The following is a 19,818-nucleotide window of genomic DNA, read 5'->3' on the forward strand; positions in this document are numbered from 1 at the left end:
CACTGTGAGAAGTTACGTAATTTTGCACTGTATCATCCATCGGAACCCTCCTTGTCCGGATGGGCTCTTCTCAGATGACAAACTTCAAACGTCTATGAGGGTGGTAACGCGGCGCTTACGGCCTGCGCCGGTCGGGTGAATGCCGTCGACACTGAAATAGCTTTGATCTGCGGGATCTGCGCCATCCGTAGAGATGTCACTGGTCACATTCGTGAACCCGTATTGCGCGGGATTGTCTTCGAGATCGTCTATGAAGTCTGCGACATCAATAAAAAGCGATGTCTGCCCGTCCACCGCGCCGACGGCGTCTGCGTAATCCTGAAGGGCGTCATTATACGTCTTCGTCAGGCTGTTCCAAAGACTGGCCAGCAGCGACCCCGCTGGCGCCTCGGCCCCGAGGAACGCACCGCCGATGGTGGGTTGTCCAAGGAAGACGAAATTGCGTGCGCCCACGGCCGCCAGTGTGTCGACGGCGGTTTCGATATTGTCGATGATCGACTCGTCCAGATTCAGGATGTCGAAGATGTCCGAAATCGTGGCGTCCGCGAAGCTCAGGAAATCGTTGCCGCCGATCCAGATCACGAACACATCCTGATCGTCCGGGGCCGGGATGTCGCCCGAAGCCACCAAGGCTGCAAACCCTTCGGCCTGTTGAACCGCCCCCGGAAGCAACGGATCGTCGGTCGAAGACGATACCGCGCCGGAATGCGCAAAATTGATACCGTTCAGCGCTGAGCCGCTGAGGTAGCCCAGAAAGTTGGGTGCCTGGCTGATCGACATGGCCGCAGGCGCGATGGCCAGATCATTGCGGATATATTCGTGCCAGACCGGCCCGTTCGAGGCCCGCCCCGCGAAAAACAGGTCAATCGGTTCGTCCTGTACCTGAACCGCGCGGGCCCCATCGTCAGAAAGGCTGTCGCCGAAGATGTAAAGCTGACCGGTTCGCATGTTTCAGTCCCCACCGTTGCGTACGGAAAATCTTGGCGGCTTGCCGGAACAGGTGCTGCGATGCAGCGTGGCATGCTACAGGCTATTTCAGACCAGATTTTTCCGCCAGAGACAAAGCTCCCAAGAATAGTCAAACGTTGCCGGGTCATCGAATGTCCATTGTCCGTGCAAGGGGTCCATGGCGGCGACAATATTGTCATCCGTTCCCCAGACACAAACGGCATGAACCGACGTTTTCCATGTCCGTTTCCGATACATGTAAATGACGTGGCTTGTCTTCAAACGCGGCAGCATCGACGCGTTGGAGGCGAGGTTGCTTCCGTGGAACCATTGCAAATTCAAACGGTTCGCAAGCCATTTGATAGATTTGTCTCCGCCTTTGAGGGCGCCATTCCACGCACTCATGCCGGCGGCTTTCGCCTCATCCATCAGTTCGACCAGTGTTACGTGATCCTGGCCTATTGTCTTTTCCGTATAGGCCTCGGCTGCAGCTGCCCAACATGTCGACTGATCCTGTACCAGCCGCGTCGGGCTTTCACGATAAAATGCGGGCATAGAAGTCGTCCTTTCGAAAATGACTTTCGATAGGGCGACGCCTGTCATGCCTCGAATTGACTTATAGAAACGTTTAGAGATTCTGGATTGTCCCGCGATGGCAGCTATCGGTCAAGGGCGGCTGCTCCCTTGGCTGAAAAAATTGACTGCGACCGCGCGGTGGATTGGGATTACGCTTTCGTCTTCGCTTCGGCGTCTTTCACTTTCTTCGCCAGATCCTGAGCAATGGCGAAGGCACCCTTGATCTTGTCGCTATCCTTGGCCCAGTCGCGGCGGACGATGATCTTGTTGTCCTTGACCTTGGCGAGACCCTTCTGGTCCTGGATGAACTCGACCAGACCCTGAGGCGAGGCGAACTTGTCATTGTGGAACTGGATCGTGGCACCCTTGGGCCCGCCATCGAGTTTCGCTATCCCTGCCAGTTTGCACATTGCCTTGATCCGCACGACGAGCATCAGTGTGTTCACCTCGCGTGGCAGTTTGCCGAAGCGGTCGATCAATTCAGCCGCAAAGCCTTCGAGTTCCACCTTGGTCGACAGCGACGACAAGCGCCGGTAGAGACCCAGACGCACATCAAGATCGGGCACATAGGCCTCTGGGATCAGGACCGAGACACCAAGGTTGATCTGCGGTGCCCATTGATCATCGGCTTCCGTCAGGCCCTCCATTTCGCCCGAGCGGATCTTGGCGATCGCTTCTTCCAGCATCTGCTGGTACAACTCGTACCCCACGTCCCGCATCTGGCCGGACTGTTCCTCACCCAAGAGGTTGCCCGCGCCGCGAATGTCGAGGTCCTGGCTGGCAAGCGTGAACCCCGCCCCCAGCGTGTCGAGCGACCCCAGAACGCGCAGACGCTTTTCGGCGGCGGGTGTCAGCTTGGCACGGGGTTTGGTCGTGAGATACGCATAGGCGCGGGTTTTGGAACGGCCCACCCTGCCCCGGATCTGGTAAAGCTGCGACAGCCCGAACATGTCCGCGCGGTGGATCACCATCGTGTTCGCGGTCGGGATGTCGAGGCCGGATTCGACAATCGTGGTCGCCAGCAGCACATCGTATTTGCCGTCGTAAAACGCGTTCATGCGGGTGTCCAACTCGCCCGCCGCCATCTGGCCATGGGCCACGACATAGGACACCTCGGGCACCTGTGTTTTCAGGAAGTCTTCGATTTCAGGCAGGTCGCTGATGCGTGGCACAACGAAAAAGCTCTGCCCACCGCGATAATGTTCGCGCAGCAACCCTTCGCGGATCGTCACCGCGTCAAACTCGCTCACATAGGTGCGGATCGCCAGACGGTCGACCGGAGGCGTGCCGATGATGCTCAGATCGCGCACGCCGGACAACGACAGTTGCAGCGTGCGCGGGATCGGAGTGGCGGTCAGCGTCAATACGTGGATGTCCGAGCGCAACTGCTTCAGACGCTCCTTGTGTGCGACGCCGAAATGCTGCTCTTCGTCGATGATCAAGAGGCCGAGGTTCTTGAACTGGATGCCCTTGGCCAGAAGCGCATGTGTTCCGACCGCGATATCCACCGTGCCGCGGGCAAGCCCGTCACGGGTTTCGTTGGCATCCTTGGCCGACACAAAGCGCGACAAGGGTCTGACTTCCAACGGGAAACCGCGGAAACGTTCGGCAAAGCTCTTGTAATGCTGACGCGCCAGCAACGTGGTTGGCGCGATCACCGCCACCTGAACGCCTGACATGGCGGCGACAAAGGCCGCGCGCATCGCAACCTCGGTTTTCCCGAAACCCACATCGCCGCAGATCAGACGGTCCATCGGTTGGCCGGAATGCATATCCGCCATCACGTCTTCGATGGCGCGAAGCTGGTCGTCGGTTTCTTGATAAGGGAACCGGGCCGAAAACGCGTCCCATGCACCCGGAGGCGGATCCATCACGGGGGCCTTGCGCAATGCACGCTCTGCCGCGACGCGGATCAGCTTGTCCGCCATTTCGCGGATGCGTTCTTTCAGGCGGGCCTTCTTGGCCTGCCACGCGCCGCCACCCAGCTTGTCCAGCAGACCTTCCTCGTGGCCGTATCGGGACAGCAGTTCGATGTTTTCGACCGGCAGATAAAGCTTTGAACTTTCGGCATATTCGAGCAGGAGGCATTCATTCGCGGCGCCTGCGGCCGTGATGACCTCCATCCCCAGATAGCGACCGATGCCGTGGTCTACGTGGACCACCAGATCGCCGGGAGACAGCGATTGGGTTTCGGTGAGGAAGTTCTCGGCCTTGCGGCGCTTCTTCGGGGACCGGATCAGGCGATCACCCAGAACGTCCTGCTCGGACACGACGGTGATGCGGGCCTCTTTGCCAGCCTCACTCCAAGGTGCTTCGAACCCCTGTTCCAACGGCCAGACCGCAAGGTGCAGACCGCGTTTGCCGACACGGGTCAGATCGTTGACATGAATCGTTTCGGCCAGTCCTTCGTCTTCGATCAGTCCGGAGAGGCGTTCACGTGCGCCCTCGGAATAGGACGCTATGACAACGGGCCCGACTTCCATCTTTTTGCGAACATGATCCGCCAATGCACTGAAAAGGCTGATGCTTTCCTGTTGACGCTCCGGTGCGAAATTACGCCCGATGCGCCCGCCTGCATCCACGACGCCGGGGCCAGAGGCCTGCGCGAGCGGATGGAATTGCACAACTCGTCGGTCACCCAAAGCCGCGTTCCATGCGGCATCGTCAAGGTAAAGCTGTTCGGGTGAAACCGGCTTGTAGACCGTGTCCATGCGCGATTTCTGCGCCAGCGCGGCTTTGCGGGTCTCGTACTGGTCCACAATCCCGTCCCACCGCGAGAGCCGTGCCGGCGTGATCTGATCGTCCTGTGTGACGGGAACACCGGGCAGGTAATCAAAGAGTGTTTCAAGACGGGCGTGGAAGAACGGAAGCCAATGTTCCATCCCGGCCTGCTTGCGTCCCGCACTCACCGCCTCGTAGAGCGGATCGTCGGTCCCTGCTGCGCCAAATTCGATGCGATAGTTCTGGCGAAAGCGGGTGATCGCTGCTTCGTCCAGAATGACCTCTGACACCGGGGCCAGTTCCACCAGATCAAGCTTTTCCGTCGTGCGCTGCGTTGCTGGATCGAACCGGCGCGCGCCGTCCAGAACATCGCCAAACAGATCAAGCCGCACCGGCCCACCATCCCCCGGCGGGTAGATGTCAATTATGCCGCCTCGAATGGCATAATCGCCGGGTTCAAGAACGGTGGGTGCTTGGGAAAACCCCATCCGAACAAGGAAATTCCGCAGTGCCTCTTCGTTCACGCGATTGCCGACACGGGCGGTAAAGGCGGCCTCGCGCAGCACCTCGCGGGCGGGCAACCGCTGCGTGGCCGCGCTCATTGTGGTGAGCAGCACGTATTGCTGCGGCATCGCATGGGTGAGCGCCGCCAGCGTTGCCATGCGTGTGGCGGAGATGTCGGGGTTCGGCGACACCCGGTCATAAGGCAGACAATCCCAGCCGGGAAAGACAAAGACCGGCATTCCTGGCGCAAAAATCCGCAGCGCCTCCCGCATTTGCGCCAAACGACGGTCGTCGCGGGCGATGTGGCAGACCGCGCCGCCGTGTTTCTCGGCTTCGGCCAGAACCAGACGGGCGTCATAGCCTTCGGGCGCGCCGCCCATGGTGATGTGTTGGGATGTCTTCATAGCGCGCTCATGTGGCGCGGCACCGGCTCCGCGTCAACCGCCAAGAACGCCAACGCTGAGGTTCATGTACATGCCCCACATCGCGGTGACAAAGATCGACACCATGCCGATACCCTGAACGATCAGACGGTGGCGACCAAGGCGTTTGTAGACCGCGTCAAGGTCGTGATCCTTTTCGTGCAAGGCACGGGCAGTGTAGACGCTCAGCAGGCTGACCAGCGACATGGGGAACCCGAGAAGAAACAGGGCCTGTGCGATCTCGACCCAGTAGACCCAGCCCAATACGGCAAAGCCGGTCAGGAAGAAGGTGCCCGAGGCAATCACCCAAAGCCCGGCTTCGTCTGCGATGTAGAGCAGCCGGGTGGTGTTGATGCGCAGCAGATCAGTCAAGTCTTCTGCCGCCTGCCCCCCCTTGCGCCGTGCGCGACTGACCATGTCGAAGGGCACGCCCAGCACCCAATGGCTGGCCGAAGACCACGCAACGGCCAACGCGATCCAGAACCAGAGGTTCGAAAACGACCGCATGTCGATCAGTTCAAAGACGGTAGAGTACCAATCCAAGGCGCGCGTCATCCCTTGTTCAAATGGCCTTAACGCGTGGCAGGCCTTGTTCCAGCGGTCATTCCATGCCACCCAAATACGGCAAAGACAAGGACTGCCCCGATGAAACCGATCACCCCCGCTTTTCCCGCCACACGTTTGCGCCGCCTGCGCCGCACCGAGGCCCTGCGTGCCATGGTGCGCGAAAACACCCTGACGCCCGATGATTTCATCTGGCCGGTCTTTGTGCGCGATGGTGAGGGGATCGAAGAACCCGTGCCCTCCATGCCAGGTGTTGTGCGCCGGTCGGTGGACAAAGTGGTCGAGGCGGCGCGTGAGGCCTACAGCCTCGGGATTCCGGCAATCTGCTTGTTTCCCTACACCGACCCGTCTCTGAAGACCAAGGATTGCGCCGAGGCCTGGAACCCCGAGAACCTGTCCAATCGCGCCACCCGTGCGATCAAGGACGCCGTGCCGGACATCATGGTGATGACAGATGTGGCGCTCGACCCGTATAACATCACCGGCCATGATGGATACATGGATGAGAGCGGCTATATCCTCAACGACGAAACCGTCGAGGCGCTGGTCAAGCAGACGCTGTCTCAGGCGCGCGCCGGGTCGGACATTATCGGCCCGTCCGACATGATGGACAGCCGCATCGCCGCGATGCGCGGGGCTTTGGAAAGCGAAGGGTTCAGGAACGTCGCGATCCTCAGCTATGCCGCGAAATATGCCAGTGCGTTCTATGGTCCCTTCCGGGATGCGGTGGGGGCGTCCGGGGCGTTCAAGGGCGACAAGAAGGGGTACCAGATGGACCCCGGCAATTCCGACGAGGCCATGCGCCTGATCGCGCGCGACCTGTCCGAAGGGGCCGATATGGTGATGATCAAGCCGGGCATGCCCTATCTCGACATCTGCCGCCGCACCAAGGACATGTTCGGCGTGCCGACCTTCGCATATCAGGTCTCCGGCGAATACGCGATGCTGGCGGGCGCGGCCGAGCGCGGCTGGCTCGATCACGACCGGGTGATGCTGGAAAGCCTGATGGCCTTCAAACGCGCAGGCTGTGACGGTGTGCTGACCTATTTTGCCCCTGCTGCAGCGCGGTTGCTCAACGGATAGCGGTGCGCCGCTTATCGTGATCTATCCTTAGTGACAGGGCGCGTCGCTGCGGCTATACTGATGCGCAACCGGCGGCACAGCCGGATTTCAGAGGCATCGGCAAAGAAAGAGCAGAGACAATGACATCCCTGACACGACGCGAACTGGCCCTTGGGCTTGGCGGAACATTCCTTTTGGCCGGCTGTAACAACGGCGTGGGCGGCAATGGTGGCGCACGGATCGACGCGCGGGTAGATGCGACGATTGCAGAAATGTACCGCCGCTTCCCCGGAACGCAGAACCTTGCGGCGAATGCCAATGGTTTGCTGGTCATGCCGTTGGTAACCGAGGCAGGTCTGGGTCTGGGCGGCGCCTTCGGGCGCGGCGCGTTGCGTGTGGGTGGGATCACGGTGGATTACTACTCGACCACCAAGGCCAGCGCGGGCTTGCAGATCGGCGCGCAGCAATATGCCCATGTCTTATTCTTCATGACCGAAGACGCGCTGATGAATTTCCGCCGCTCGCCCGGCTGGGCCGCAGGTGCCAATATCGAATATGCGATCCCCGAAGGTGGTGAGACCATTGCGGCCGAGACCACCACATCGCTGGCACCGGTGATTGCGGTGATCTTCGGTCAGGCGGGTCTGCGGTTGGGCGCGACGCTGGAAGGTGTGAAATACACGCGGATCATTCCCTGATCCTACGCTTGGGGGCTCTGCCCGCCGTCCATTGGGCTTGAACCAATGGCGCCAAATGAACGGCGCCCCGACGTATTTGTGAACCAGAGAAGATATGGACCGGGTCCACCCCCTGCATTTGTGACAGGGGGCTTCTCCGGTTACGGTCATCGGCGCTTCCGCCTGTACCGCTCATGCAGGATGCCGCGTTAAGGTTAACGCTTCGTTACTTCTCTGGTTGAGAAATACTTTCGGGGGTGAGGCGCGGCACGCGCCGAGGGGGCAGACAGCCCCCTGACCCGGTCAGCCAGCCATCGCAGCCGTCAGGGTTTTCAGAGCGGCAACCGGATCGTCCGTCCGCCAGATCTCTTCCCCGATTCCGAAGAAATCCGTGATCGGCGCAAGGCTGCGGACGATCTCGGCATCAAGACCGCCTTCCGCAACGACCGGAATCTCGATCATCTCGGACCACCACTGGAAGAGATCCGCCTCGGCCCGCGATCCATCGCCAAGAGCCGTTTCGCCGACCGGGCCGAAGCTGACGTAATCCGCCCCCGCCTCGCCCGCACCCATCCCGTCATGCCGGGACTGCGCGCAGAACGCGCCGACAATCGCGTCGGCCCCCAGTTCCTTGCGGGCCATACGCACTGATCGTGCGCCATCGGTGAGGTGCACGCCGTCGAGGCCGAGGCGCTGGGCGAGAACCACATGGGTGTCGATCACCAAGGCCACGTCGAACCGATGCGCCACCTCGCGCACGGCGTCGGCGGCGCGCAGGATCAGGTCTTCGTCGCGGGTGGCCAGCGACAGGCGGATGCAGGCGATGTCCTCGGCGTCGAGCAAGCGGGCCAGATCGGTCGGGAAATGGCTCAGTTCGATCTCGGGTGGCGTGATCAGGTAGATCTGCGGCTGCTCTGCGTCGGACATCTTCGGCCCCTTTCTTGGTCATCGCCACCCTATACAGTGATTTCACGCCCTGCGCCAAGGGCTTGCACCGCTTGCCCTTTGAGCCTGCGCGCAATACTCAGGCGCGACCTGGGATTTTCGGAGACACCATCCATGCCAAGCGACACGCCGCAGCCCGCCTTTGTGCTGGTCCGTCCGCAGATGGGCGAGAATATCGGTGCCGCTGCACGGGCGATGCTGAATTTCGGGCTGGACCGGATGCGACTTGTGGCCCCGCGCGATGGCTGGCCGAACCAGAGCGCGGTTGCCATGGCCTCGGGGGCCGGGCGTGTTTTGGATGATGCGGTGCTGGTGGATCGCACGGTCGATGCGGTGGCCGATTGTACGTACGTGTTTGCCACCACGGCGCGGCAGCGCGACATGACCAAGCCGGTGATGACGCCGGAGCGGGCAATGGAGGTTGCGCGCGAGAAGATGGCTGGCGGCGAAAAGGTGGCGGTGCTGTTCGGACCCGAACGCGCCGGGCTGGAAAACGAGGATATCGCGCTGGCCAATGCCATCATCTCGGTTCCGGTGAACCCCGATTTTCCGTCGCTGAACCTTGCGCAATGTGTGCTGCTGACGGGGTACGAATGGCGGCGACAGTCAGTCGAGGCCATGCCCGAGACCGTGGAGATGGCGGGCACCGATTGGGCCAATGCCATCGAGATGGACAAGCTGGCCGAGCATTACGAGGACACGCTGGACAAAGCCGGGTTCTTCTTTCCCGCAACCAAGGCGGATAGCATGAAGCTGAACCTGCGGAACATGTGGTCGCGGATGCCGCTGACCCGCGCCGATGTGCAGACGCTTCACGGTGTGCTGCGGCAAATGGTGCGCTGGAAGGACAAGGTCTAGGCCTGCGCCTTGAAGCGCCCCTGCCCCAAGCCTAGTGTCTCGACCAAGAAGGAGACCCCGTGAATGAGCAGCAAACGCAGCATCTTTGAAGAAGTTGGTGCAGAGACACCGCGCAAGGAAGCCCCCAAAGGCGGCATGATCGACGCGGGCAAGCGCGGCGCGCGTGGCGCGATCCGGGTGTGGCTAATGATCCTCTTTGCTCTGGTGATGGTGATGATCGCCGTGGGAGGGCTGACACGGCTCACCGATAGCGGTTTGTCGATTACCGAATGGCGGCCACTCAGTGGGGCTTTGCCGCCGATGACTGCCGAGGATTGGCAGCGCGAGTTTGACCTCTATCGCGCGATACCGGAATATCAATTACAAAACAAAGGCATGAGCCTTGCCGAGTTCCAGTTCATCTATTGGTGGGAATGGGGGCACAGGCAGTTGGGCCGGGTGATCGGCCTTGTCTGGGCGCTGGGCTTTTTCGGCTTCCTTTTGGCGCGTAAGATCCCCACGGGCTGGACTGGACGGTTGTTCTTTCTAGGCGTCCTCGGTGGTCTTCAGGGTGCAATCGGCTGGTGGATGGTGGCGTCTGGGCTCACAGGGACGATGCTTGATGTGGCCTCGTACCGTTTGGCGACGCATTTGGGCTTGGCCTTTGTGATCCTCGGTTTCATCGCGTGGTACACGTTCGAGCTGGGCCGCGAGGAGCGCGATCTGATGCAGGCACGGCGGTCGCGGGAGGGAAAGCTGTACGGGCTGGGCACAGGGCTTTTGCACTTCACCTTCCTGCAGATCCTGCTGGGCGCGTTGGTGGCGGGCATCGACGCGGGGCGCACGTACAACGACTGGCCGCTGATGGCCGGGGCCTTCCTGCCGCCTTTCCCCTTCGATATTGAGCCGATCTGGCGCAACTTCTTCGAGAACGCCGGGCTGGTGCAGTTCATGCATCGCATGGCGGGTTACCTGCTGCTGGCCTTTGGCATCGTCGTTTGGATCAAGGCGCGCAAGTCGCCCAATACGGATACGCGGTTCCGCTTCAACGCGGTCTTTGCAATGCTCTGGGTGCAGATGGCGCTGGGCATCGTGACGGTGCTCTATATGGCCCCGTGGCAGATCGCGATTGCGCATCAGGTGGGGGCTGTGATCCTTTGGGTGCTGATCCTTCGGGCACGGTTCGGGGCGCAATATCCGGTACAACAATCTATTCGAGGAGCGACGGCATGAGCACCGCCTATGATGAGTTGATGGCCTTCACGCGCGAGACCGAGGCGCTGGGCCAAGTCGCGGGGCGTCTTGGCTGGGATCAGGAAACCACCATGCCGCGCGGGGCTGCGGCACAGCGTGCCGAGGAAATGGGCGCGCTGGAATCGGTGTTGCATGCACGGCGGATGGACCCGCGTGTGGGCGACTGGTTGGCCAAGGCCGAGGGCAGCGATGACGAGGCCAGGGCGCATCTGCGGCACATCCAGCGCGATTTTGATCGGGCCTCGAAGGTGCCTGCCGATCTGGCGGCGGAACTGGCGCGGACCACCTCGATGGCGCAGGGCATCTGGGCCGAGGCGCGGGCGAATGACGATTTCGCGGCCTTTGCGCCGACGCTGGAACGGGTGCTCGACCTGCGGCGACAGGAAGGGGCTGCGCTGGCCAATGGGGGCGATCCCTATGATGCGCTGTTGCAGGACTATGAGCCGGGGGCCACGGCGGCGGATCTGGATGCGATGTTCGGCGCGTTGCGTCCACGGTTGGTGGCGTTGCGCGACAAGGTGTTGGGCGCCCCTGCCCCCGCAGCGCTGAGCGGCACGTTTGACGAGAGCGCGCAGATGAAGCTCTCGCGCCACATTGCCAAGACCTTTGGCTATGACATGAGTCGAGGGCGTGTGGACAAGGCGGTGCATCCGTTCAGCTCTGGTTCCGGCAATGACGTGCGGATCACCACGCGGACGAACTCGGAAGATCCGTTCAACTGCATCTATTCGACGATCCACGAGGTTGGTCATGCGGCCTATGAGCAGAACATCGACCAGGCCTACCTGCTGACGCCCTTGGGACGCGGCGTGTCGATGGGTGTGCATGAAAGCCAGTCGCGGATCTACGAGAACCAATTGGGTCGCTCGCGGGCCTTTACCGGCTGGCTACATGGGCAGATGGTCGAAGCCTTTGGCGATTTCGGCATCAGTGATCCGGACGCGTTCTACGGCACCGTGAACCGGGTTCACAAAGGCTATATCCGCACCGAATCTGACGAGGTGCAGTACAATCTACACGTTCTGCTGCGGTTCGATCTGGAGCGGCAGTTGATTGCCGGGACGCTGGATGTTTCCGATCTGGAAGAGGCATGGAACAGCCGCTTCGAGGCGGATTTCGGTTATGCGGTGGACAAGCCGTCGAACGGCGCCTTGCAGGATGTGCACTGGTCGGTGGGCCTGTTTGGCTATTTCGCCACGTACACTTTGGGCAATGTCTATGCAGGCTGTCTGCACGAAGCTTTGCGCAAGGCGGTGTCGGATCTGGATGCGCAGCTTGCGGCGGGCGATACGACAGCTGCCACGGGATGGCTGCGGGACAATCTGCAACGGCATGGCGGGCTTTATGAGCCACGCGAGGTGATTGAACGGGCCTGCGGGTTTGCGCCGAACGAGGGGCCGTTGCTTGATTACTTGGAGGCCAAGTTCGGAGAGATTTACGGGGTGTGAGGCAGAAGCCCGTTGAAACGGGCTTGGCCGCTTTCTCGAAAATGCGCCAAGGCCCTTCGAAGGGCCTTGGACCCTTGCGTCAATGGACCGTGAATTCCCCGACGATCTGACGCCATTCGCCCGAGGACAGCAGCTTGCGGTGGGTGTATTGCACCGAATGCAGCGGTCCTTCGATCGTGTCCTGCCAGAACTCGATGAATTCGAACAGCTTGGGGTGATCAGGTGCCAGATCGTATTCCTGCCAGACAAACGTGTTCAGCACGTTCTTGTAATCGGGCATGCGGTAATAGAGTTGCGCTGTGGTCAGCCCGTACCCCCGCAACATCAACTCGGTCTCACTCATCTCGGTCATGCAAACCTCATCGTTTCTTATTGTACAAATGAGTTTGCCACGGATTCGTTAACTTTCAACAAAAACAGTGTGTTAGCCATTTCGAGGCGTGAGTGCCAAAGTGAGGATGCCACTAATTTGGTCAAGTGCATTGCAGCCTACATCCTGTCTCTGATATACATAAGGCCAACAAAATATAGACATAACGACAGCAGGCTATCCACGTGAGCGACACGCCAGAAACTCCTGAAAACACAGAAGATATGCCGCCAGAACGCCCGAAATACGCCGGGCCGCAGGTGTCGATCACCGACGAGATGAAGACCTCGTATCTCGATTACGCGATGAGCGTGATCGTGAGCCGGGCCATCCCCGATCTGCGCGACGGCCTGAAACCGGTGCACCGGCGCATCCTTTATGCGATGCACGAAAGCAACAACGGGCACGACAAGCCATATCGCAAATCGGCACGTCCTGTGGGCGACGTGATGGGGAAATACCACCCTCACGGCGATTCAGCGATCTATGACGCTCTGGTGCGGATGGCACAGGATTTCTCGATGTCGCTGCCGCTTTTGGATGGTCAGGGCAACTTTGGATCCATGGACGGCGATAACGCTGCGGCCATGCGCTATACCGAAGTGCGGATGGACAAGCCTGCCGCCTATCTGCTGGCGGACATCGACAAGGAAACGGTCGATTTTCAGGACAACTACGACGGAAAGGACCGCGAACCGACGGTTCTGCCGGCGCGGTTCCCGAACATGCTGGTCAACGGGGCTGGCGGTATTGCCGTTGGTATGGCGACAAACATCCCACCGCACAATCTGGGCGAAGTGGTTGATGCCACTCTGGCGCTGATCGAAGAGCCGGATCTGAGTTCCGAGCAGTTGATCGAATATGTGCCCGGCCCCGACTTTCCGACGGGCGGCATCATGCTGGGCCGGTCCGGTGCGCGCAAAGCCTATCTTGAAGGGCGCGGGTCCGTGATCATTCGCGCGAAGACGCGGGTCGAGGAAATCCGCAAGGACCGTTGGGCCATCGTCATCGACGAGATTCCCTATCAAGTGAACAAGGCCACGATGATCGAGCGCATCGCCGAGGCGGCGCGGGAAAAGCGGATCGAGGGCATTGCCCATGTTCAGGACGAATCCGACCGCAATGGCGTGCGGGTGGTGGTCGAGCTGAAGCGGGACGCCACCGCCGAGGTGGTGCTGAACCAGTTGTTCCGCTTCACGCCGATGCAAACCTCGTTCGGCTGCAACATGCTGGCGCTGAATGGCGGCCGTCCCGAGCAGTTGACCCTACGCAAGTTTCTGACGTCGTTCATCGACTTCCGCGAAGACGTGGTGGCGCGGAGGACCGCGCATCTCCTGCGCAAGGCGCGGGAGCGCAGCCACATCCTGTGCGGTCTGGCCGTTGCCGTCACCAATATCGACGAGATCGTCGCGACCATCCGGTCCTCTGCCGATGCGGCCGAGGCGCGGGATCGGTTGATGACGCGGCGCTGGCCCGCAAGAGACATCCTGCCCTATATCAAACTGATTGATGATCCGACCCATACCGCGAACGAAGATGGGACCTATAACCTGTCCGAGGTTCAGGCGCGGGCCATTCTTGAACTGCGTCTGCAACGCCTCACGCAGATCGGGGTCAAGGAAGTCACAGACGAGTTGGAAGAACTCGCAGGCAAGATCCGCGAATACCTTGAGATCCTCGGCTCCCGCGACCGGATCATGGGCATCATTGCGGACGAGCTGCGCGAAGTGAAAGAGCTGTTCGCTGTGCCGCGCCGGACCGAGATTGTTGACTGGTCGGGCGACATGGAAGACGAAGACCTGATCGAGCGCGAGGACATGGTGGTCACCGTTACCCAGTCGGGCTGGATCAAGCGTACACCGCTGACCGAATTCCGGGCGCAAAAGCGCGGCGGCAAGGGTCTTTCGGGGATGTCGACCAAGGATGACGATGTGGTGACCACGCTCTTCGTCGCCAACACCCATACACAGCTTTTGTTCTTCAGCACCGATGGCATGGTCTACAAGCTCAAGACCTGGCGGTTGCCGCAAGGTGGACGGACCGCCAAGGGCAAGGCGATTGTGAATATCCTGCCGATCCCGACAGGGGTTTCCATTGCCGCCATCATGCCGGTGGACCGGGATGAGGAAGACTGGGATGTTCTTCAGATCATCTTCGCAACCACCGCAGGGGACGTGCGCCGCAACGCGCTTTCCGATTTTACCAATGTGATGCGCAACGGAAAGATCGCGATGAAACTGCCCGAGGGCGTGGAACTGGTGAACGCGCGGATCGCATCGGAAGAGGACGACGTGATGCTGGTCACCGACGCCGGTCGCGCGATCCGCTTCCCGACCACGGCGGTGCGGATCTTCAAAGGCCGGGATTCGACCGGTGTCCGGGGTATCCGTCTGAACAACGGCGACCGTGTGGTCAGCATGGCGGTGATCCGGCACTTCGAGGCTGATCCGGCGGAACGGGCAGCCTACCTCAAGATGCGCCGCGCGGTGGCGGGTCTGGCAGATGATGCCGAGATCGACGATGACGAGGATGCAGCAGCACCCGGCTCCATCACTCAGGAACGTTATGCCGAGATGTCGGCGGCGGAGAACCTGATCCTGACCATCACGGCCAAAGGTGCGGGCAAGCTGTCGTCGTCGCATGATTACCCTGTGCGCGGACGTGGTGGCCAAGGTGTTCAGGCCATCGACAAGGGCATGCGTGGCGGGGCCATCGTGGCCTGTTTCCCGGTGGAGATGGACGATCAGATCATGCTTGCAACGTCCAAAGGCCAGTCGATCCGGGTACCGGTTGACGGCATCTCGTTCCGGTCGCGCAGCGCAGGTGGCGTGCGGGTGTTCAACACCGGGGCCGATGAAGAGGTCGTTTCGGTCGCCTGGATCGCTGATCAGGGTGATGAAGACGAGTCCGGTGCTGAAACGTGATCCCATCCCATAAGAGATGAAGATCGCGCCTTAGCTATCTGATAATATTTGAAATTCAAGCGACGCGGGGTGACCTGCGCCGTTTTGCTTTGGTGTTACGCGACTCGGATAGACCGCAGGCAGACGTCAGTCGGACAGGTGACGGCGGTCGGAGTTTCACACTCAATTCACGGGTGGAACGGACCACGGTCAGGTATTCCAGACCTGCGCTGACTTAACGTCATTTGTATAAAGAGAGTGTAAGGATAGTTCTTCGCAGCCTGACACGCCGACACATTATTTCAAGGTGACGGCTTATTCGATCCTGGATCGAATGCAGGGTGTGATGGGGGTAACGAGGATCAATGTCTGTTTCGAAAATCCCTTTTCAAACTTGCGTCGGTGGCAGCCCTCATCTGTTGCCGGTGCGCATTTAAACACTATCGCCCGACTGTCCGTCATGGGCGGCGGTCGGGCTTATTACCTGGAGCCCATTGATGTCAAACCTGCTGGATGCGATGCGAGGCTATCCGGATGTGCTCCAGCTTTGCGGGGTGCTTGGCTCGATCCTTTATGTCGGCGGGTTTGCCTTGGTTCAAACCGGACGGATCTGCGGCAATGGGCCGTATTATTCCTGCAATCAGCTCACAGCAGCCACTTTGGTCCTGATCAGCCTCGTGGGCGCCTTCAATCTAGGGGCTTTCTTTATTCAGGTGGGGTTTCTGATCTTTGGGTCGATTGGCCTTGTGCGCAAACTGAGAATGCGCCGGCAGGGGCTGTATCCTTATGGAACCGGCGTCATTCGTCACGCGTCGGGTGGGCCGAGCGCACCTGCGCCTCAAGGTGACTGGCCAAAGATTTCCGATTTGGAAACGCGTCCACCCGGACCGGCAGGTGATAGATCAGTTCCACCCGGCCATGTCGGCTTTCAGCCAGCACCTTGATCAGGTGTTGCGCAAAGCCCATGTCGCCCCACCACCCATAAAAGCGCGGATCAGCCCCGTCTGGTGCCTGATAGACAACCGTGACCGGCTGGATGTGCATGTCATGGACAATCCTGTCGGAAAAGAACGGCGCAAAAAGCGTGGGTTTGAAAGGCAAGACCCGCAGCGTGTCGGTTGATGTGCCTTCTGGGAAAAACAACAGTCGATGACCGTGCTGCAAGCGCTCCTCAAAGACCGCGATCTGGTTTTTCACATCGCGGGGATCGCGTTCAATGAAGACGGTGCCTGTCGCACGGGCCAGCCAGCCGATGCCGGGCCAGGATGCCACCTCGGATTTGGAGACGAAATAGACGTTCTTGCGCGCATTGAGTGCGAAGATATCAAGCCAGGATCCGTGATTGGCCACCACAGCTCCGGGGACTTTCATCCGGGGGCCCCGGACGACCAACGGCAGGCCCATGATGACAAAGGCGAACCGGCACACCGCCTGTGTGATGTAGGGGGTGATCGGACGGTCGACGCCGAAAATCGGCCGTTCGATCAGGCGCAACAAGAGCATGAGGCCCAGCCCTCCGAACACCACAAAGGCCAGAACGACGCCACGCAGAACGACGCGCAGCCATCCTGCGGCAGAGATGCGGGCCTCGGAGATCGGGTCGTCGCTGTCCCAGGTTGGACTCATGACGCCCGCCGGGTGACACGGTCGAGCGCGCCAGTGGTCATTTTTGCAGTGTCGAGGATGAGGCAGACATCAGTGGTGTTGAAGGCGTGGTCGACATAGACCCCCTGCCCGATTGTTCCACCAAGTTTGAGGTAGGATTTGATCAGCGCAGGCGTGTCGCGCATCGCAACCTTCCGGTCGATCTTGTCGGCGGGCAACAGGGGCGTTTCGGTCTGCATGACCGACGTGACCCGCAGCGCTTCGGGCGCGAGATAGGCTGCATGCAGATGTGAAATCGGATGCAGAAGCGCGTTCAGATCGGTGCCATGAAAGCTGGCTGTGCCGAAAAGAATGTCGATGCCCTGCTCCGCAACATAGTCGGCTAGCCCCTGCCAAAGCGCCATGAGCGCCGGACCCCCGCGATGATCGGGGTGCAGGCAGGATCGCCCCAGCTCCAAGAGCCGGAGTTCACTGTTCAGCAAAGGGGAAAGATCGAATTCGGAGGCTGAATAGAACCCGCCCGCGGCCTTCGCGTGGCGCGCGGTCATCAGCCGGTAAACGCCGACGATACCCATCGTTTCGCTGTCGCTGTGGTGAAGATCGCGCAGCAGCAGATGGTCCGCATGGGGATCGAACGCATCGGTCTCGATCCGCCGGGTGTGATCGACCCCGTCCCCGTCGCCACCAAGTTCGGTCACGAAAACATCGTACCGCAGCCGTTGTGCGGCTTGGATCTCGTCCGCAGACTGGGCAAGCGAGACCTGAAGCCGTGGGGAGTTCTGGAGCATTTGGACCGCCGGACTGGTTCGCGGACACCATAAAGTGCGCCTTGCTGACGCGCAACGGCGTCGGGCTGGCCCAAAAAAGCGCAATTCGCCCGGGCATTAAGATTTTGTCAACTCTTGGTTGTGATGTTAGTGATCGAATACAGGAACCAGTGATATGCGTGACCCGTCAATGACCACTTTTCCGACTTCGCGGAAGTTGACCGTGATCCGGTCACCGATATTGGACTGCACCTGCCCGATCCCCCAATCCGGCTCATCGGGGTGGCGAACCAGCGATCCGGGTTCCAACAATCCATTCAGGTCAGACATACGCGGGCTCCTTGCTGCGTTGAGGAGGATATAGTGCATCAGGACGGGGCTTCACTGGCGGCATTGATCGGGTCGCGCATTTGCCACGACCTGATCAGCCCTATTGGCGCCATTTCCAACGGATTGGAACTGGTGGGCATGACATCCGGCGCGCGGGATGGGCCGGAAATGTCGCTCATCCAGCAAAGCTGCGATCACGCGGCAGCACGCATCCGCTTCTTTCGCATCGCTTTTGGCACGGTTTCGGACACCCGCCCAATCGCATGCGCTGAGGCACGCAAGACGCTGGCGGATCATTATGCTGGCACACGCATTTCCGCAGAATGGCACATCGATCGCGATCTGGGTCGGAACGTCACGCAATTGACCTATCTGTCGGCCCTGTGTCTTGAAACGGCCTTGCCGCAAGGTGGTCTCATCGGCGTCGCGCTTTCGGAAAACACCCTGACCGCAACGGCACGGGCTCAAACGCTGCGCAAAACATGGCCGATCTGGTCAGTTCTGAACGGCGCGGCATGTCTGGATCTGCCAGATATGGGGCCTCCCGATGTCCAATTCCTGCTGCTGGCCCGGATCTGTAGCGAGGCGGGCGTCGGAACTCATCTCGAGCCGCTGGATGACCGGGTCGAACTAAGGTTGGTGCTTCCCGGTCTGAATGGATAACCGTTTCGTCAAAATCGCGACCGCTGTGCGAACCTGATCAGAAATCGGCCCATGTCGGGGTGGATCAAGCAGGGTATCAAGAAGGTCGTCTGTTGGCTGTGCCTTGCGCGACCAGTGCAGGCTGCGCAGGATTGCCGACGCTGTCTCGGGCAACCTCTCTGGTATGTCATGGCCTGCCAACGTGGCCCAAACACATGTCCAGGCGCGGCCGACACTCCAAGGGTTGTAGCCCCCGCCCCCCGCCACGATGAGGCGCGGTGCCATCGCGCGCAGGGCGTCCACGGCCTGTACATGACACCTGTTCGACAGGGCAAGGCGCGACAGAGGATCCTCGGTCACCGCATCCGCACCGCATTGCAGGTAGATCGCGTCGGGCTTCTGCGCAGCTACCGCTGGCAGGATCACCTCGTTCAGGATCAGATCGAACTCGGTATCATTGAAACCGCGCGGCACCGGGATGTTGATGGCGGCACCCCCTGCATCATCCTCAAGCGCTCCGGTAAAGGGCCAGCGGTTTTCCTCGTGAATCGAGATCATCCGCACCTGTTCGGACCCATGGAAGGCTACCGCTACGCCATCGCAGTGATGGGCGTCGATATCGACATAGGCGATGCGGTTCAGGCCCATGCCCAGAAGGTGCCGGATGGTCAGCACCGGTTCATTGACATAGCAGAAGCCATTGGCGCGGTCCGGCAGCCCGTGATGGGTGCCGCCGCCGGGGTTGTAGGCGACACCACCGTTGCGGACATGCTCTGCGGCCAGAAGCCCGCCACCCGCAGCTGTTGCCGGGCGGCGGTAGACCTCGGGAAAGACCGGGTTCGACAGCGTGCCCAGATCGAAATCCGGGTCTGGCTGCTGGGTGGCCTCAGCCTTCTGCAGGGCAGCAATATAGTCCGGGGTGTGGAACCCGGTCAGGGCCGAGGGTTTGGCGCAGGGGCTGGTGCGGTACTGCGCATCGGGTAGCCAGCCCAAGGCGCGGGAAAGATCAATGACCGTCGGGACACGCGGAATCGACAGCGGATGGTGCGCGCCATAGCTTGACCCGCGATAGATCCGTGCGCCGATGAAGATGGGCGTGTGCGTCATCGTTTCGAACCTAGGACGGAGCTCCGCGACTGCCACGCAGCGCTGCGAAACGCGTCGACGGGTTTTCGTTTCCGTTGACGGAAACGTCACCCGGCCTCGGCCTTTTCCGAAAGCTCCAGCCACAGGTCTTCTGCGG

The 19,818-nt window shown here is 60.5% G+C and carries 17 protein-coding genes; 7 read left to right on the plus strand and 10 right to left on the minus strand.

The window, feature by feature from the left end; translation table 11 throughout:
• Nucleotides 1-84 precede the first annotated feature (84 nt).
• From JJ869_RS14315 to JJ869_RS14330, 4 genes are all read right to left on the minus strand, one after another.
• The gene (locus JJ869_RS14315) at nucleotides 85-948 is read right to left on the minus strand and encodes an SGNH/GDSL hydrolase family protein (RefSeq protein WP_292268084.1); all 864 of its coding nucleotides are present in this window, start codon (nucleotides 946-948) and stop codon (nucleotides 85-87) included.
• An 87-nt stretch (nucleotides 949-1,035) separates the two neighbouring features.
• Nucleotides 1,036-1,503 carry a hypothetical protein gene (locus JJ869_RS14320; RefSeq protein ID WP_292268085.1) on the minus strand — a complete coding sequence of 156 codons (468 nt, stop codon included), beginning with the start codon at nucleotides 1,501-1,503 and terminating at the stop codon, nucleotides 1,036-1,038.
• 170 nt (nucleotides 1,504-1,673) lie between these two features.
• Nucleotides 1,674-5,153: a transcription-repair coupling factor gene (gene mfd, locus JJ869_RS14325; RefSeq protein WP_292268086.1), complete on the minus strand. Its 3,480-nt coding sequence runs from the start codon at nucleotides 5,151-5,153 to the stop codon at nucleotides 1,674-1,676.
• Between the two features lie 33 nt (nucleotides 5,154-5,186).
• Nucleotides 5,187-5,714, minus strand: a complete 528-nt coding sequence (locus tag JJ869_RS14330; protein WP_292268107.1) for a component of SufBCD complex — start codon at nucleotides 5,712-5,714, stop codon at nucleotides 5,187-5,189.
• A 102-nt stretch (nucleotides 5,715-5,816) separates the two neighbouring features.
• Between JJ869_RS14330 and hemB the strand changes: the two genes are divergently transcribed.
• Nucleotides 5,817-6,818, plus strand: a complete 1,002-nt coding sequence (gene hemB / locus JJ869_RS14335) for a porphobilinogen synthase (protein WP_292268087.1) — start codon at nucleotides 5,817-5,819, stop codon at nucleotides 6,816-6,818.
• Between the two features lie 119 nt (nucleotides 6,819-6,937).
• The gene (locus tag JJ869_RS14340) at nucleotides 6,938-7,495 is read left to right on the plus strand and encodes a YSC84-related protein (protein WP_292268088.1); all 558 of its coding nucleotides are present in this window, start codon (nucleotides 6,938-6,940) and stop codon (nucleotides 7,493-7,495) included.
• 282 nt (nucleotides 7,496-7,777) lie between these two features.
• On the opposite strand, the gene JJ869_RS14345 is transcribed toward JJ869_RS14340, so the two are convergent.
• Complete coding sequence (locus JJ869_RS14345; protein ID WP_292268090.1) at nucleotides 7,778-8,401, minus strand: thiamine phosphate synthase; 624 nt, start codon at nucleotides 8,399-8,401, stop codon at nucleotides 7,778-7,780.
• Between the two features lie 132 nt (nucleotides 8,402-8,533).
• Between JJ869_RS14345 and JJ869_RS14350 the strand changes: the two genes are divergently transcribed.
• The 3 genes from JJ869_RS14350 (at nucleotide 8,534) to JJ869_RS14360 (ending at nucleotide 11,958) form a co-directional block, all read left to right on the plus strand.
• Entirely contained in the window at nucleotides 8,534-9,277 is a 744-nt protein-coding gene (locus JJ869_RS14350; protein WP_292268092.1) for an RNA methyltransferase, read from the plus strand.
• A 63-nt stretch (nucleotides 9,278-9,340) separates the two neighbouring features.
• Nucleotides 9,341-10,489, plus strand: a complete 1,149-nt coding sequence (gene ctaA, locus JJ869_RS14355; protein ID WP_292268094.1) for a heme A synthase — start codon at nucleotides 9,341-9,343, stop codon at nucleotides 10,487-10,489.
• Nucleotides 10,486-11,958 (plus strand): carboxypeptidase M32, encoded by a 1,473-nt coding sequence (locus JJ869_RS14360; RefSeq protein ID WP_292268096.1) that lies wholly within the window; start codon nucleotides 10,486-10,488, stop codon nucleotides 11,956-11,958. Before ctaA ends, JJ869_RS14360 begins: the two co-directional genes overlap by 4 nt.
• 79 nt (nucleotides 11,959-12,037) lie before the next feature.
• Here JJ869_RS14360 and JJ869_RS14365 read toward each other — a convergent pair whose 3' ends face one another.
• Nucleotides 12,038-12,310: an aspartate-semialdehyde dehydrogenase gene (locus JJ869_RS14365; protein ID WP_292268097.1), complete on the minus strand. Its 273-nt coding sequence runs from the start codon at nucleotides 12,308-12,310 to the stop codon at nucleotides 12,038-12,040.
• 242 nt (nucleotides 12,311-12,552) lie between these two features.
• Here JJ869_RS14365 and gyrA point away from each other — a divergent pair, with 242 nt between their 5' ends.
• On the plus strand, nucleotides 12,553-15,252 hold the full coding sequence (gene gyrA, locus JJ869_RS14370; protein ID WP_292268109.1) for a DNA gyrase subunit A: 2,700 nt from the start codon (nucleotides 12,553-12,555) through the stop codon (nucleotides 15,250-15,252).
• 777 nt (nucleotides 15,253-16,029) lie between these two features.
• On the opposite strand, the gene JJ869_RS14375 is transcribed toward gyrA, so the two are convergent.
• From JJ869_RS14375 to JJ869_RS14385, 3 genes are all read right to left on the minus strand, one after another.
• The gene (locus JJ869_RS14375; RefSeq protein ID WP_292268099.1) at nucleotides 16,030-16,857 is read right to left on the minus strand and encodes a lysophospholipid acyltransferase family protein; all 828 of its coding nucleotides are present in this window, start codon (nucleotides 16,855-16,857) and stop codon (nucleotides 16,030-16,032) included.
• On the minus strand, nucleotides 16,854-17,624 hold the full coding sequence (locus JJ869_RS14380) for a GNAT family N-acyltransferase (RefSeq protein WP_292268100.1): 771 nt from the start codon (nucleotides 17,622-17,624) through the stop codon (nucleotides 16,854-16,856). Before JJ869_RS14380 ends, JJ869_RS14375 begins: the two co-directional genes overlap by 4 nt.
• A gap of 126 nt (nucleotides 17,625-17,750) precedes the next feature.
• Nucleotides 17,751-17,933, minus strand: a complete 183-nt coding sequence (locus tag JJ869_RS14385) for a DUF3553 domain-containing protein (RefSeq protein ID WP_292268101.1) — start codon at nucleotides 17,931-17,933, stop codon at nucleotides 17,751-17,753.
• A gap of 33 nt (nucleotides 17,934-17,966) precedes the next feature.
• Here JJ869_RS14385 and JJ869_RS14390 point away from each other — a divergent pair, with 33 nt between their 5' ends.
• Complete coding sequence (locus tag JJ869_RS14390; protein WP_292268103.1) at nucleotides 17,967-18,596, plus strand: histidine phosphotransferase family protein; 630 nt, start codon at nucleotides 17,967-17,969, stop codon at nucleotides 18,594-18,596.
• Here JJ869_RS14390 and JJ869_RS14395 read toward each other — a convergent pair.
• Nucleotides 18,564-19,682, minus strand: a complete 1,119-nt coding sequence (locus tag JJ869_RS14395; RefSeq protein WP_292268105.1) for an acetoin utilization protein AcuC — start codon at nucleotides 19,680-19,682, stop codon at nucleotides 18,564-18,566. The genes JJ869_RS14390 and JJ869_RS14395 overlap by 33 nt on opposite strands.
• Nucleotides 19,683-19,818: the final 136 nt, after the last annotated feature.

This window comes from Marivita sp. (genome assembly GCF_017643905.1).
In the GTDB taxonomy this organism is placed as follows: Bacteria; Pseudomonadota; Alphaproteobacteria; order Rhodobacterales; family Rhodobacteraceae; genus Marivita.

Bases quoted from the DNA above. Each gene is read 5' to 3' on its own strand.
- JJ869_RS14360 (WP_292268096.1), top strand. From the start codon at position 10,486: ATGAGCACCGCCTATGATGAGTTGATGGCCTTCACGCGCGAGACCGAG.
- gyrA (WP_292268109.1), top strand. From the start codon at position 12,553: ATGCCGCCAGAACGCCCGAAATACGCCGGGCCGCAGGTGTCGATCACC.
- hemB (WP_292268087.1), top strand. From the start codon at position 5,817: ATGAAACCGATCACCCCCGCTTTTCCCGCCACACGTTTGCGCCGCCTG.
- JJ869_RS14315 (WP_292268084.1), bottom strand. From the start codon at position 948: ATGCGAACCGGTCAGCTTTACATCTTCGGCGACAGCCTTTCTGACGAT.
- JJ869_RS14380 (WP_292268100.1), bottom strand. From the start codon at position 17,624: ATGCTCCAGAACTCCCCACGGCTTCAGGTCTCGCTTGCCCAGTCTGCG.
- JJ869_RS14350 (WP_292268092.1), top strand. From the start codon at position 8,534: ATGCCAAGCGACACGCCGCAGCCCGCCTTTGTGCTGGTCCGTCCGCAG.
- JJ869_RS14365 (WP_292268097.1), bottom strand. From the start codon at position 12,310: ATGACCGAGATGAGTGAGACCGAGTTGATGTTGCGGGGGTACGGGCTG.
- JJ869_RS14345 (WP_292268090.1), bottom strand. From the start codon at position 8,401: ATGTCCGACGCAGAGCAGCCGCAGATCTACCTGATCACGCCACCCGAG.
- JJ869_RS14320 (WP_292268085.1), bottom strand. From the start codon at position 1,503: ATGCCCGCATTTTATCGTGAAAGCCCGACGCGGCTGGTACAGGATCAG.
- JJ869_RS14385 (WP_292268101.1), bottom strand. From the start codon at position 17,933: ATGTCTGACCTGAATGGATTGTTGGAACCCGGATCGCTGGTTCGCCAC.
- JJ869_RS14395 (WP_292268105.1), bottom strand. From the start codon at position 19,682: ATGACGCACACGCCCATCTTCATCGGCGCACGGATCTATCGCGGGTCA.
- JJ869_RS14375 (WP_292268099.1), bottom strand. From the start codon at position 16,857: ATGAGTCCAACCTGGGACAGCGACGACCCGATCTCCGAGGCCCGCATC.
- mfd (WP_292268086.1), bottom strand. From the start codon at position 5,153: ATGAAGACATCCCAACACATCACCATGGGCGGCGCGCCCGAAGGCTAT.
- JJ869_RS14340 (WP_292268088.1), top strand. From the start codon at position 6,938: ATGACATCCCTGACACGACGCGAACTGGCCCTTGGGCTTGGCGGAACA.
- ctaA (WP_292268094.1), top strand. From the start codon at position 9,341: ATGAGCAGCAAACGCAGCATCTTTGAAGAAGTTGGTGCAGAGACACCG.